The following is a 13,028-nucleotide window of genomic DNA, read 5'->3' on the forward strand; positions in this document are numbered from 1 at the left end:
AGGCTCTGGCAGCGTGACCGATCCCTTGCGGCGTGGTGATCCCCTGACGGTCGGTCCGTATCGGCTTGAGGGCCGGTTGGGCGAGGGCGGGATGGGACAGGTGTTCCTGGGGACCTCGCCCGGCGGCCGGCGTGTGGCGGTCAAGCTGATCCGCGCCGAGCATGCCGCCGATCCGGATTTCCGCGCCCGCTTCGGCCGGGAGGTGGAGGCCGCTCGCAAGGTGGGCGGGTTCCACACCGCGCAAGTGGTCGACGCCGACGCGGACGCCGAAGCACCGTGGATGGCCACCGCCTACGTCCCCGGCCGATCCCTGCGCGAACACGTCCTCGGCCATGGCCCGCTGCCCTCGGACGAGGTACGGAAACTGGGCGCCGCGCTCGCCGAAGGACTCACCGCCATCCACGCCCACGGGCTGGTCCACCGCGACCTCAAACCCGGCAACGTCATCATGTCCCCCGACGGGCCCCGCATCATCGACTTCGGCATCGCCCGCGCCGCCGACGCCGATTCGCTGACGTCCGACGGTGTGGTCCTCGGGACGTACGCGTTCATGGCGCCCGAACAGATGCGCGGCGACCGCGCGGGCCCGCCGGCGGACGTCTTCGCCCTCGGCTGTGTACTCGCCTACGCCGCCACCGGGAACAGCCCGTTCGAGGCCTCCACCGTCCCCGCGATCGTGCATCGCGTCCTCAACGAGGACCCGCCGCTGAACGGGGTCCCCGCCGACATCGCCCGCGCCATCGCCGCCTGCCTGGCCAAGGACCCGTGCGCGAGGCCGGCGCTCTCCCTTCTCCTCGGCCACCTCGCCGACCCGCGGTCCGCTCCTCTGCCGGTCGTGCCGCCCGCCGGCGATGGGGAGGCCACGCTCCCTCCCGGGACGATGGTCGTGACCAGAGAGGAAGGGGCTCGGCCCGGTCCCGCGGGCGGGCGCCGGGTGCCGCGTCGCACCCTCCTGGCGGGCGCGGCCGCCGCCGCCACCGTCGTCGCCGTGGGCGGCGGAGGCGCCTTCCTGGCGACGCGAAGCAGCGCGGGCACGCGCCGCCCGGATCCGGCACCGTCCGCGCGGCAGCCGATCGCCAGCACGCTCACCGGCCACCGGCGCGGGGTCGGCGCCCTGGCGTTCAGCCCCGACGGCAGGCTCCTGGCCAGCGGGTCGAGCTACAACGACGAGGCACGCATCTGGGACGTCGCCTCCGCCCGGCCGCTGCGCGCGCTGGCCGGCGGCGTCGGGGTCATGGAGGTGGCCTTCAGCCCGGACGGCAGGCTCCTGGCGACCGCGCACTTCGACTCGTGCGCCATGCTCTGGGACGTCGCGACCGGCCGCAAGATCAGGACCCTGGACACCGAGAAGTATCCGCTCCTCACCGTCGCGTTCAGTCCGGACGGCCGCACCCTCGCCACCGGCAACCCGGACGTGCGGCTGTGGGACGTGGCGACCGGCCGCCACACCACCCTGGACACGGGCCCCCTGACCCGCGGGCTGGACGGGCCCGTCCACCACGGCGTCCACCGGCTGCGTTTCAGCCCGGACGGCAGGACCCTCATCGCCGCCCTCGACGGTTACGGCGACGGGGACGACCGCGACGCCATCCTCACCTGGGACACGGCGACCGGCCGGAAAGGGCCGCTGACCCGGGTCGAGACCACCAAGAACCTGACGCTGGACATCAGCCCGGACGGGACGCGCCTGGCCACCTGCGGCGGCAGCGAGAACATCTCGCTGTGGGATCTCGCCTCCCGCCGCGTCATCGCCACCCTCTCCGGCCACATCGACGAGGTGTGGGAGGTGACGTTCGGCAGGAAGGGCACCGTCCTCGCCAGCTGCGGCCTCGACCGCACCGTGCGGCTGTGGGACGTGGCGTCCGGCCGTGCGACCGCCGTCCTGGCCGGCCACACGGAGCGGCTCGACACGGTGGTGTTCAGCCCGGACGGCAGGACGGTCGCGGCCGGCGGCGGCAAGGACGACGCGGCCGTCCGGCTCTGGAAGGTCGGGTAGATGCGGGCATTGCGGCCGGAGGATCCGCTGACGGTCGGCCCGTACCGCCTTGAGGGCCGGCTGGGCGAGGGCGGGATGGGACAGGTGTTCCTCGGTACTTCGCCCGGCGGCCGGCATGTGGCGGTCAAGCTGATCCGCGCCGAGCACGCCGCCGATCCGGGCTTCCGCGCCCGCTTCGGCCGGGAGGTGGAGGCCGCTCGCAAGGTGGGCGGGTTCCACACCGCCCAGGTGGTCGACGCCGACGCGGACGCCGAAGCACCGTGGATGGCCACCGCCTACGTCCCCGGCCGATCCCTGCGCGAACACGTCCTCAGCCACGGCCCGCTCGCCCCGGACGAAGTACGGAAACTGGGCGCCGCGCTCGCCGAAGGGCTCACCGCCATCCACGCCCACGGGCTGGTCCACCGCGACCTCAAACCCGGCAACGTCATCATGTCCCCCGACGGGCCCCGCATCATCGACTTCGGCATCGCCCGCGCCGCCGACTCCACCACGATCACCGCCACCGGCGCCGTCATCGGCACCTACGCCTACATGGCCCCCGAGCAGGTCCGCGCCGACCGCGCGGGCCCGCCCGCGGACGTCTTCGCCCTCGGCTGCGTGCTCGCCTACGCCGCCACCGGGAAGAGCCCGTTCGACGCGTCCACCGTCCCCGCGATCGTCCAGCGGATCGTCAGCGAGCCTCCCCGGCTCGACGGCGTGCAGGACGACCTTCGCGACCTCCTCACCGCCTGCCTGGACAAGGACCCGGACCGGCGCCCCTCCCCCGCCCGGATCGGCCGCGGGCTGACCGCGCCGCCCGGCTCGCGCCCGCGCCGCGTCCCGCGCCGGGTCCCGCGCCGCGCCCTACTCGCCGGGGCGGTCGCCGCCACCGCGGCCGCGGCGGCCGGCGTCCCCGCGGCGCTGCTGCTGTCGCGCCCGGACGACGGCGCCCCGGCGAAGCGGCCGGCCCCGTTCACCCCGACCGGCACGCCCAGCCCGACCGTGCTCGTCGGCGACCCGATCGCCGTCCGGCAGATCGCGTTCGTCGACGGCGACCGGAGGCTGCTGGCCGCCGGTCTGAGGACCCTCTGGAACTGGGATCTGTCCACGGGCCAGGGCAACCCCGTCCACATGCCCGAGGTGCTCGACTACGGCGCCGACGTGCTCAGCCCCGACGGCCGGCTCGTGGCCGGCGCCGTCGACACCCACATCGCGCTGGCAGACCCGGCCACCGGCCGGACGACCGGCCGCATCGACCTCCCCGGCGACGCCTACGCGCTGGCGCTGACCACCGACGGCGCCACGCTCGCCTCCGCCCGCGACGGCGCCACCGAACTCTGGGACGTCAGGACCCGCCGCAAGATCGGTACGGCCTTCGACGACGGCCTCAACCACCTGGCCTTCAGCCCGGACGGACGGCTCCTCGCGGGCGGCAAGGCGTACAGGGGTCCGATCCGGGTCTGGGACACCGCGGCCGGCCGCTCGCTCACGGAGCTTTACCGCGGTCACTCGCCCATGGCTCTGGCCTTCAGCCCCGACGGCACGATGCTCGCGGGCTCGACCGACCCCGGCGCCGTCGTCCACCTGTGGGACACGCGCACCTGGCGGGAGACCCGGACCCTGCGCGGCCACACCGGCTACGTCGAGGCCCTGGCCTTCAGCCCCGACGGCGGCACGCTGGCCACCGGCAGCAAGGACAAGACCATCCGGTTGTGGAACGCGCGGACAGGCGCGTCCCTCGCCACGCTGACCGTCGACACCGACAGCGTGGACGCGCTGGCGTTCTCCCGGGACGGCCGTTCCATGGCCAGCGCCACCGGCAGCGGCACGATCCGCCTCTGGCGCTTCCCCTGATCAGAGGCCGCGGGCACACCGATGCCCCGAAAAGAGCAATGCGCGAATCGTAGAGGCCCATTCTCCAAATTACAACTTGTTTTTATTCACATCCGGAAATACTGTTCTTGTGACCGGTCATCCTCATTACCGTGCTCGCGCCGACCCCTGCCCGGTGAGCACCCCGGCGCCGATCCGACCACCTCCGGCACGACCGACCGCCCCTCCCACCCCGGAGCGCTGAGGAGAGATCAATGGTGCCCCCGACCAGACGTTTCCCGACCGCGGCACTGGCGGCCGCCGTGGCACTGGCCACGGCCGCGTGCAGTGGATCGTCCGCCATCACCACCAGGGGGCCGGCCGGCGACCCGGTGCTCGGCGGCACCGCCCGGGTGATCATGTACAGCGAGCCGCGGAGCGTCGACCCCGCCGCCATGTCCAACGCCTGGGCGTTCAACGCCGTCCTGGGCAATGCCCTGTACGGGACGCTGATGGCCAACGACGTGCAGACCGGCCGGATCGACTACAAGATGGCCGAGAGCTTCACCAGCGACGACAACGGCAGGACCTTCGCGCTGACGCTGCGCGAGAACCTGGCCTTCACCGACGGCGGCCCGCTGGACGCGCAGGCCGTGAAGTTCAACTGGGACCGGCTCCGGAACCCGGCGACCGCCTCGTCCTCGATCAGGGAGGCGGCGCTCATCGCCTCGACCGAGGTGGTGGACGCCAGAACGCTGAAGGTCACGCTGAGGATGCCGGTCCCGAACTACGCCCACGCGCTGGTCAACGGAGGAATGAACTGGATCGCGTCGCCGAAGGCGCTGGCGAAGGGCCAGCGCGCCTTCGACGCCGCCCCGGTCGGCGCGGGCCCGTTCATCCTGAAATCGTGGTCCCGCAACGACAAGTTCGAGCTCGTGAAGAACCCCCGGTACTGGGACCCGCCCAAGCCCTACCTCGACCGCATCGTGCTGCGCGCCACGCCCGACAGCATGCAGCGGCTGAGCAGCCTGACCAGCGGCGGCGTCGACGTGAGCATCGACACCAGCTGGAAGACCATCGACAAGGCGCGCAAGGCGGGCTTCCCGACCCAGGTCATGCCGCTGAGCGGCGGCCAGGGCGTGGTCATGAACACGCGCCGACCGCCCTTCGACGATCTGCGGGCACGCCAGGCCGTCGCCGCGGCACTGGATCTCGACGCGGCCAACCTCTCCGTCTACAACGGCAAGGGCAAGCGTGCCGACAGGCTCTTCGAACGCTCCTCGCCGTTCTACACCGACATCAGACTGGCGAGGCAGGACAGGCAACTCGCGCAGCGTCTGCTCGACCAGCTGGCCGGCGAGGGCAAACGGCTCTCCTTCACCTTCAGCGCCCAGGCCACCTCGGAGGCCAAGGGACTGTCAGAGAGCCTCCAGACGCAGCTCAGCGCGTTCAGGAACGTCGAAGTCAAGATCAAGACCATCGACTCCGCCGACACCAGCAGGATCTACGCCGCCCGCGACTTCGACATGGTCATCTCCTCGACCATGATGGTGGATCCCGAGCCGCAACTCTGGGCGAACTACCACGGCAGATCCACCGCCAACATGTCCGGGCTCAACGATCCGCGGCTGAACGCGGCACTGGACAAGGGGCGCCTGTCGACATCGCTGGACGAGCGCAAGGCCGCCTACACGGTGGCGCAGGAGCGGCTGGCCGCACTCGTCCCCCAGATCCCCGTCACACGCACCGCACCCGCCGTCGAGACCGCCGGGAACGTCCACGGAGCCAGGATGTACGGCCTCGGGTCACTGATGCCGGAGGAGCTGTGGATGAACCGGTGACACCCGGCCAGGGCGCTCAGCGCACGAGGGACAGCCTGCCGGGGGCCAGGCCGATGGCGATCCGCTGGCCCCACGACAGGGTCAGCCGGTCCGCCTCGATCCCGTCGCCGAAGGCCACCAGGCCGTCGCTCTCGCAGACCAGGTCCAGCGTGTCGCGCCCGGCGAGCCGTCCCTCGGTGCGGGAGGTGCCGGTCGCCGGGGACGGCCACGCCTCGCGCACGAACCAGGCCAGGGACGGCTCGGCGGGGCCGGGCATCGGCAGGCCGCTGCCGCGTTCCAGCCGGACCGACCGGCACCAGCCGGTGGCGCCGGTCCCGGTCGCGACCAGAACGCCCGACGAGGACTGCCGCTCGGCCGCCTCGTCCCCGCGGGCGAGCCGGTAGCGCGCCGACTGGTGGCCCGGGTGACCGACGTAGACCTCGTTGAGCGCGGTCAGCTCCCGTCCGTCGTCGGTGACGGCCCTGGCCATGACCCGCTCCTCGCGCGCCCCGCCGCCGTCCGCCACGGTCCGCAGCAGGTCGGCGCACGCCTCGACGGGATGCGGGACCAGGACGCCGGGGTTGCGGGCGGGATCGGGGTTGAGCCCGACCACCGGCTGCCCGTCCAGGTACTTGGCGGTGTTGGCGACCAGACCGTCCTGCCCGACCACCACCACGACGTCGTCCGGGGCGAACAAGAACCGGTCCAGGTCGGCCCGCTCCACCAGCCCGCGCCGCCAGGAGACCGGGATCGCCGCCGCCACCGCGGCCAGCGCGGCGGCGGTCGCCTCGTGCGCGGCGGCCACCCCGCCGATGTCGCGGCCGCGCGAGCGCAGGAAGAACTCCGCCTGGCCACGGCTGCCGTGCCGCGCCAGCAGTTCCTCGTACTCGGTACGGCGGTGCACGACTACCGCGCGCGGCGCCAGCGTCACGCCCCGCCCCCGTCGGACGAGGGCGCGGCCAGCCCGCCCAGGACGGTGGTCAGCACGTCGGGGGAAAGGTTGAGCTGCCCGATCTCCGGCAGCCGCTCGGCCAGCGCCTGGGCGGCCAGCGCCAGCAGGACGGACGGCTCCATGTCCCGGTAGACGGCCAGGTAAGCCGAGTTGGCCTCGGCCTCGGCGGCACCGAGCGCCCGCCGGGCGTCGGCCTGGACGGCGGCGTCCAGCCGGTTCCGCTCCGCCTGCGCCTCCGCCGCGACCCAGGCGGCGGCCGCGGCCTCCTCCGCGCGCCTGCGGTCGTTGACCCCGCGCTGGGCGACCAGCCGCTCCTCGCGGTGCGCCAGCTCGATCTGGTTCTGCATCTCGTTCTCGGCGATGGCGCGCTCCCGTTCGACGGCGACGGCGCGGCGCTCGTAGGTCGCGCGGTCGGCCTCCTGCTGGACCTGCTCGCGCGCGGGCGTCTGGAGGGCCCGCTCCACCTCGGCCTCGGGACGCACCGCGACCACCCGGACCCCCACGACCGTGACCCCGATGTCGGTGAGCCGCCCGTCCCCGGCCAGGCCATCGGTCACCGCGTCCCGGATCGCGGCCGGGCCGGTGGTGATCGCCTCGCGCAGCGGCATCCCGGTGACCAGGGTCAGCACGTACTGCTGGGCGATCTCGGTGAGCATGGTCGCGACCTGGTCCAGCGGGGCCGACCGCCAGGCGCCGGTGTCCGGGCTGATCGCGAAGTCCAGCCGGCGGGCGGCCAGCACCGGGTCCTCGATCCGGTAGGTCACCGTGGCCTGCGCGCTGACGTCCTGGTAGTCGGAGGTGCGGACGTGGAAGAGCATCGGCAGTTCGCGGTCGTCCACCGGGATCTCGCTGATGACGGCGTTCAGCGGCCGGAACCAGAAGGACACGCCCACACCCTCGTGCACGGTCCTGCCGCGCCGCAGATGCCGCACGTAGGTGGTGGGCGCTCCGCGCAGGTGCCGCAGCAACGGCCGCCGCTGGATGTCCGCCATGATCCCCTCCTCATGTCGCCACGCCGACACCAAAAGGGTAAGTCATTCTCAAACCGAGAACAACACCGCGAAGCCGACCGCGACGATCAGGCGGCCTTGCCGCGGGCGATGTGCCGGTGGTCAGTTGCCGGCGACGCCGTAGAGAAGTGTGTCGATCAATCGGGAGGACAGCGCGTCGGGGTCGTCGGAGGTCTCGTTCGGCGCTGGGGCGTCGGCCGCCGCACCTGAGCCCGCCGGGGCCGGGTCTCCCGACCGGGAGCCGTGCGCCGTTTCGGCGAGGAGCGCGAGGTAGGCCCGCCTGATCCACGACACGTCGGCGTCGGCGGGGAGGATGCCCGACTCCTTGGCGCGCGTGAAGACCAGCTCGCATTTGCCCATGACCTCGGCCTGCGCGGCCTGTGCCCCTGCCGCCAGCGGCACCGGCCGAGCCAGCGTGAAGCGCCAGCCCGACTTGATCTGCAGGATGTTGGCGGTCGCCTGGTGCAGCGCCACCAGCGGCGGGGCGGTGTGCGGGCGGGCGGCGTCGACGGCCTCGGCGATCTCCCGCCAGGCGGTGGTCTCCATGGTCTCGATCAGCGTTTCCCGGCTGGCGAACCTGCGGTGGACGGTCGTTCTGGCGACCCCCGCGGCCTCGGCGATCTGCTCCATCGTGGCCGCCGGGTTCTCGCTGAGCAGCCGCTCCGCCGCCGTCATGATCGCGCGGATGCTGCGCTCGGCGTCCGCGCGCAGGCGTCGCCCGCTCGTCGCAGTCATGGAGTGGAGGCTACAGCATTGACCCGTAAACGCTTCTATCTGATACGGTCTGTTGCACTTAATCTCTGAGACACATCGCCACGATGCAGATTGAGGGAAATCATGAACAAGACCGCTCTTATCACTGGTGCGTCCTCCGGGATCGGCGCCGAGTTCGCCCGCAGACTGGCCGCCACCGGGCACGATCTGGTGCTCGTCGCGCGCACCGAGCACAAGCTCAAGGCGATGGCCGACGAGCTGACCGCGCGCCACCGCATCCGTGCGGAGGTCGTCAGCCAGGACCTCTCCGCCCCCGACGCCGCCGACCGGGTGGCCGGGGAGCTCACTGCCCGCGGGCTCACCATCGATCTGCTGGTCAACAACGCGGGCTTCGGAACGGCCGGACGTTTCGCGCAGATCGCCCCCGGACGCGAGCACGACGAGCTGATGGTCAACATCGTCGCCCTCGTGGACCTGACCCACGCGCTCCTGCCGGGCATGCTCGCCCGGGGTTCGGGCGCGGTCGTCAACATCGGTTCCACGGCAGGGTTCACCATCTCCCCCTACTTCGCGACCTACGCCGCCTCCAAGACCTTCGTGCTCAACTTCGGCCTCGCTCTCTGGAGCGAGCTGCGCGGCACCGGCGTGAAGGTGCTGACCGTGGCCCCGGGCCCGGTCGAAACCCCGTTCTTCGACGTGGTCGGCTCAAAGGAGGCCGCCATCGGGGCGAAGATGAGCACCCCGGAAGAGGTCGTCACCGCGGCGCTCCGCGCCCTTGAACGCGACCGCGGCTACGTGGTGCCCGGCCGCGGCAACCTGGCCATGGCACACCTGATGCCCAGGCGCCCGCGCAAGCTCCTCGCTGTGATCGGGCGGAGAGTCACCAGGCGGGTCGCGGACGCCCTCACGCCCGTGGCGCAGTGACCTCCGCCCGTCCGGCGCAGTGCCGCCGGACACCGTCCGCCCACCCGCCCCCCAGGCAAGGGAGCCCTGGAAGCGCGGTGGTGACGGGCGGCGCCGCCACACGTCGAGCGCGTCCGATCGGACCTGGACGAACGCAACGCATGGCGGCATGGCGCTCACAGCGTGCGCAGCGCCTCGGTGGGCGAGAGGCGGGCGGCTCGGAGGGCCGGCAGCAGGCCGGCGATCGCGCCGATCACGATCGCGGCGCCGATCCCGCCCGCCCACGCCTGGGCCGGGATGACCACCGCCCAGCCCTTCGTGTTCGCGTAGACCGCGGTGGTCAGCACCCCGGCCGCGACTCCGGCCGCCCCGCCGAGCAACGCGAGCATGACGGCTTCGGACAGGAACTGGGTGCGGATGTGTCCCCGGGTCGCGCCGAGCGCCCGGCGCAGCCCGATCTCCGAGCGCCGTTCCAGCACCGAGATGATCATGATGTTGGCGACCCCGACCGCGCCCACGATCAGCGCCACCAGCCCGAGTCCGAGGAACAGGCTGTTGAACGCGCCCTCCGCGGCGGCTCGCGCGGTGAGCGCCTCGGACGGCTGGCCGACGTCGACCTCGCCGGGCGACTCGGGGTTAGCGGTCTGCGCGAGCACCCCCTGCACCGCGTCCACCCTGTCCATCCGGGCCCGCGCGTACACCGTCGTCGGAGGCCCGGCCACCGCCTTGCCCTGGTCGACGGCCGTGTAGCCGAGGTAGCGCTCCGCGGCCGGGTAGCCGATCAGGGCGCTGGTGTCGATGTCGGTCGACAGCGTCGCGGGCTCCAGGATGCCGGCGACGTAGAACCACTGGTTCTTCAGCCAGATCCGTTGCCCGGGGTGGACGCGCTCGATCCCGAGGCGCCGCGCGGCGAGCGCGCCGAGCACCGTCACCGGCCCACGCTCGGTCGCGGTGTTCAGCCAGCGGCCCTGCGCCACGCCGATTCCGATCACTTCGGGCAGGTTGAGGCTGGCGGCCCGCACCCGCAGGGAGTTGGTGTTGACCGCCGGGATCAGCGGGCTGCGGTACACGTTCGCGTCGTCGAGGGCACCGGCGTGCGCCACCTGCTCGACATCGGGCAGGTGGGAGATCCGCAGCGGCGCGGCGGCCGGGAGCTGCGCCTTCTCGCCGGCGACCGACTGGCCGGTGTTCGCGGTCAGCAGGTTCGTGCCGAGCCGGTCGATCTGGGCCAGGAGCCCGGCCTGGGAGGACGCGGACAGCCCGAGCACCGCCACGATCGCCGCGGTGCCGATCGCTATCCCGAGCGCGGACAGGGCTGCCCGCAGGCGGCGGGCCCGGATTCCGATGCTCGCCACGCGCATCTGGTCGGACAGCCTCATACGCCCTCCATCGAACGCGCCCCGCTGTCGGCGACGATCCGCCCGTCGAGGACCTGCAGCTGCCGGGGCACCTGGGCGGCCAGCCCGCTGTCATGCGTGATCAGGACGATGGTCGCCCCGCCGGCGTTGAGCTCGTGCAGCAGCTCGATGATGGCCGCGCCCGTCCCGCTGTCGAGGTTGCCCGTCGGCTCGTCGGCGAGCACGATGGCCGGGCGGCCGACCAGGGCGCGGGCGATCGCCACGCGCTGGCGCTGCCCGCCCGACAGCTTGCCCGGCCGGAAGCCCGCCCGGTCCTCCAGCCCGACCCGGACGAGCGCCTCGGCGGCGCGCTCGCGCCGCTCGGCGCGGCCTGCGCCGCCGTACAGCAGCCCGTCGGCGACGTTCTCCAGAACGGTGGTGTGCTCGGACAGGTGGAACTGCTGGAAGACGAAGCCGATGCTGCGCGCCCGCAGTTGGGCGAGCTGGCGGTCGGTGAGCGACGCGACGTCCTCCCCGTCGATCCGTACCGTGCCGTCGCTGGGCCGGTCGAGCGTGCCGAGGATGTGCAGCAGCGTGGACTTGCCCGACCCCGACGGGCCCACGATCGCGACCAGTTCCCCGCTCCGCACGGTGAAGCTCACGCCGCGCAGCGCGTGGACGGGGGGCTGCGTGCCGTAGGTCTTGGTGACCCGCTCCAGTTCGAGGACGTTCCTCTCGCTCATGTCGACGGCACCACCACGCGGTCACCGGCCGTCAGCGCACCGGAGACCTGCACCCGTCCGCCGGCGTTGTCGAACAGTCCCAGCGTGACCGGCACGATCCGGGTCCGGCCGGTGTCCCCCGCCGCGACCTCGACCGCGTATCCCCCGCCGGCCTGGCCGATCAGCGCGGTCACCGGCACGATCAGCGCCTGCTTGACACCGCCCGTGGTGATCTGCGCCTGGACCGGTGCCTGATCGAGGGTTCCGGCGTCCTTCGGGTGCTTGAGCGCGATGTAGACCGGGAGCGTGGCGGGCCCCGAGCCGGAGTCGTCCTTCTCGGAGGACGCCGCGACCGTGCCGATCCGGCTGACCACGCCGGACGTGGTCCGGTTGTCCGGCAACGTGATCTGCGCCTGGGCGCCCTTCTTGACCGCCGACTGCTGGGACGGGTCGAGCTTCACGATCACCTCGCGCCGGTTCGACGCCGCCTCCATGATCGGACGGCCCGGCCCCGCGCTCGTGCCGTTCCCGGCCGTCACCGTGCCGATCCTCAGCGGACCGGGCAGGAACACCGCCTGGCCGAGGTCCAGCCTGCCCGTCACGTCGGCGCCGCGCTTGTCCTGGAGCTTCTCCAGGGCAGCCGCGGTCCCCCAGCCGAAGTGGTCCCACTCGGAATCGACGTCGGACTTGTCGGCGTAGCCCGCGTCCACCAGGGTCTTGTTCAGCGCCCGGACGTCCTTGCCGTCGTCGCCCACGGCCAGGTCCCGGTACGCGGGCGTGCTTCCGCAGACCAGGATCACAGGCTTCTCGCCGACCTTGTACAGCGTCTCGCCGCAGTCGACCTGGGTGCCCGCCGCCGGCAACCAGGTGTAGGTCCCCTTCGCCTGGTTGACCACCGGGTACGGGGTCCCGTCGGCGCCGCCCGCGTACGAGAGCGTCCCGCTCTGGTTGACCTGCGAGGAGAGCGGGCCCTCCTGGACCGCCGCAAGCGAGGTCCCGGTGCCGGCGCTCACGGCGGGCTCGCCGTCGTCGCCGTACGGGCCCGTCACGGCGAGAGCCACGCCGCCGACCGCGGCCACGGCCGCGAGCGCGACGCCGCCGAGTATTCCGCGGCGCCTGTTCCGCCGCCGCGGCCGGGCGGGCGTGCCTCGCGTCCTCAGGCCCGGTTCGGTCACTTCGGTGCTCATCGAGTCCGTCTCCCTCAGCCGCCGGGGCGCTTGCCGGTACTGCCGGCCTCGAGGTGGCGACAGGCCTGCACGGCCTTCTCGAACTGCGGTGAGTCGCCGTCGATGGTGCCCTTCTTCACCCGGACGCGCCCGTTCTGCGGGTCGGGGAAGTTCGGGACGCCGTTCGTGCGCATGCACTGCGCCCACTTGAGCATCTTCTGCTGGAGCTCGGCGTTCTCCGGCGTACCGGCCCGCTTCTCGGGCGGCTCCAGCGACTGGCATGCCCGCAGCGCCTTCGTGAACTCCGGTGAGTCGCGGTCCGGAAGGTTCTGCGCCGTGCTCTCGTCGCCCTGGTCGGGGTCGGGGTAGCCCGGGAGGCCGTTGTCGCGCATGCACTGCGCGTGCTTGACCCCCTGGTCCACCGTGGCGGCCGGCTTCGCGCCGGACGCGGTGGTCGTGGAGTCGCCGGAGCCACCGCATCCCGCGGCGGTCAGGGCGAGGGCGGCGGCCGAGACGGCCAGCAACATGGAGCCCCTGTTCATCGTTCCCCTTTCCGAGGGGTATGGCTGACGAGGCCATTTCTAGAGAAGGGGCGGTCACATGACGGTGCGAGA

The 13,028-nt window shown here is 72.7% G+C and carries 11 protein-coding genes; 4 read left to right on the plus strand and 7 right to left on the minus strand.

Annotated elements, in window-relative coordinates; translation table 11 throughout:
- Positions 1–13: 13 nt before the first annotated feature.
- From ACZ466_RS16985 to ACZ466_RS16995, 3 genes are all read left to right on the plus strand, one after another.
- Positions 14–1,996: a WD40 repeat domain-containing serine/threonine protein kinase gene (locus ACZ466_RS16985; protein WP_378292909.1), complete on the plus strand. Its 1,983-nt coding sequence runs from the start codon at positions 14–16 to the stop codon at positions 1,994–1,996.
- Positions 1,997–3,832: a WD40 repeat domain-containing serine/threonine protein kinase gene (locus tag ACZ466_RS16990; RefSeq protein WP_464043876.1), complete on the plus strand. Its 1,836-nt coding sequence runs from the start codon at positions 1,997–1,999 to the stop codon at positions 3,830–3,832.
- Positions 3,833–4,065: 233 nt separating this feature from the next.
- Complete coding sequence (locus tag ACZ466_RS16995; protein WP_378292947.1) at positions 4,066–5,631, plus strand: ABC transporter substrate-binding protein; 1,566 nt, start codon at positions 4,066–4,068, stop codon at positions 5,629–5,631.
- Between the two features lie 16 nt (positions 5,632–5,647).
- Here ACZ466_RS16995 and ACZ466_RS17000 read toward each other — a convergent pair whose 3' ends face one another.
- From ACZ466_RS17000 to ACZ466_RS17010, 3 genes are all read right to left on the minus strand, one after another.
- Positions 5,648–6,541, minus strand: a complete 894-nt coding sequence (locus ACZ466_RS17000; protein WP_378292945.1) for a diacylglycerol kinase catalytic domain-containing protein — start codon at positions 6,539–6,541, stop codon at positions 5,648–5,650.
- Positions 6,538–7,554 (minus strand): SPFH domain-containing protein, encoded by a 1,017-nt coding sequence (locus ACZ466_RS17005; protein WP_378292943.1) that lies wholly within the window; start codon positions 7,552–7,554, stop codon positions 6,538–6,540. The genes ACZ466_RS17000 and ACZ466_RS17005 overlap by 4 nt, the downstream gene beginning before the upstream one ends.
- Before the next feature lie 120 nt (positions 7,555–7,674).
- Positions 7,675–8,307: a TetR/AcrR family transcriptional regulator gene (locus ACZ466_RS17010; protein ID WP_378292941.1), complete on the minus strand. Its 633-nt coding sequence runs from the start codon at positions 8,305–8,307 to the stop codon at positions 7,675–7,677.
- Positions 8,308–8,409: 102 nt separating this feature from the next.
- On the opposite strand from ACZ466_RS17010, the gene ACZ466_RS17015 reads away from it, so the two are divergent.
- On the plus strand, positions 8,410–9,210 hold the full coding sequence (locus ACZ466_RS17015) for an SDR family NAD(P)-dependent oxidoreductase (RefSeq protein WP_378292939.1): 801 nt from the start codon (positions 8,410–8,412) through the stop codon (positions 9,208–9,210).
- Positions 9,211–9,365: 155 nt separating this feature from the next.
- Here ACZ466_RS17015 and ACZ466_RS17020 read toward each other — a convergent pair whose 3' ends face one another.
- From ACZ466_RS17020 to ACZ466_RS17035, 4 genes are read right to left on the minus strand one after another with little or no spacing between them, the layout of a single operon-like run.
- On the minus strand, positions 9,366–10,568 hold the full coding sequence (locus ACZ466_RS17020) for an ABC transporter permease (protein WP_378292937.1): 1,203 nt from the start codon (positions 10,566–10,568) through the stop codon (positions 9,366–9,368).
- Complete coding sequence (locus ACZ466_RS17025) at positions 10,565–11,269, minus strand: ABC transporter ATP-binding protein (RefSeq protein WP_378292935.1); 705 nt, start codon at positions 11,267–11,269, stop codon at positions 10,565–10,567. Before ACZ466_RS17025 ends, ACZ466_RS17020 begins: the two co-directional genes overlap by 4 nt.
- Complete coding sequence (locus tag ACZ466_RS17030; RefSeq protein ID WP_378292933.1) at positions 11,266–12,435, minus strand: peptidoglycan-binding protein; 1,170 nt, start codon at positions 12,433–12,435, stop codon at positions 11,266–11,268. Before ACZ466_RS17030 ends, ACZ466_RS17025 begins: the two co-directional genes overlap by 4 nt.
- Before the next feature lie 14 nt (positions 12,436–12,449).
- Entirely contained in the window at positions 12,450–12,956 is a 507-nt protein-coding gene (locus ACZ466_RS17035; RefSeq protein WP_378292931.1) for a hypothetical protein, read from the minus strand.
- Between the last annotated feature and the right edge of the window lie 72 nt (positions 12,957–13,028).

The organism is Actinomadura rugatobispora, assembly GCF_055379765.1.

Excerpts from the sequence above, each read along its gene's own strand:
- ACZ466_RS17025 (WP_378292935.1), bottom strand. The coding sequence starts at position 11,269 with ATGAGCGAGAGGAACGTCCTCGAACTGGAGCGGGTCACCAAGACCTAC.
- ACZ466_RS17005 (WP_378292943.1), bottom strand. The coding sequence starts at position 7,554 with ATGGCGGACATCCAGCGGCGGCCGTTGCTGCGGCACCTGCGCGGAGCG.
- ACZ466_RS17010 (WP_378292941.1), bottom strand. The coding sequence starts at position 8,307 with ATGACTGCGACGAGCGGGCGACGCCTGCGCGCGGACGCCGAGCGCAGC.
- ACZ466_RS17020 (WP_378292937.1), bottom strand. The coding sequence starts at position 10,568 with ATGAGGCTGTCCGACCAGATGCGCGTGGCGAGCATCGGAATCCGGGCC.
- ACZ466_RS17015 (WP_378292939.1), top strand. The coding sequence starts at position 8,410 with ATGAACAAGACCGCTCTTATCACTGGTGCGTCCTCCGGGATCGGCGCC.
- ACZ466_RS17030 (WP_378292933.1), bottom strand. The coding sequence starts at position 12,435 with ATGAGCACCGAAGTGACCGAACCGGGCCTGAGGACGCGAGGCACGCCC.
- ACZ466_RS17035 (WP_378292931.1), bottom strand. The coding sequence starts at position 12,956 with ATGAACAGGGGCTCCATGTTGCTGGCCGTCTCGGCCGCCGCCCTCGCC.
- ACZ466_RS16995 (WP_378292947.1), top strand. The coding sequence starts at position 4,066 with ATGGTGCCCCCGACCAGACGTTTCCCGACCGCGGCACTGGCGGCCGCC.
- ACZ466_RS16990 (WP_464043876.1), top strand. The coding sequence starts at position 1,997 with ATGCGGGCATTGCGGCCGGAGGATCCGCTGACGGTCGGCCCGTACCGC.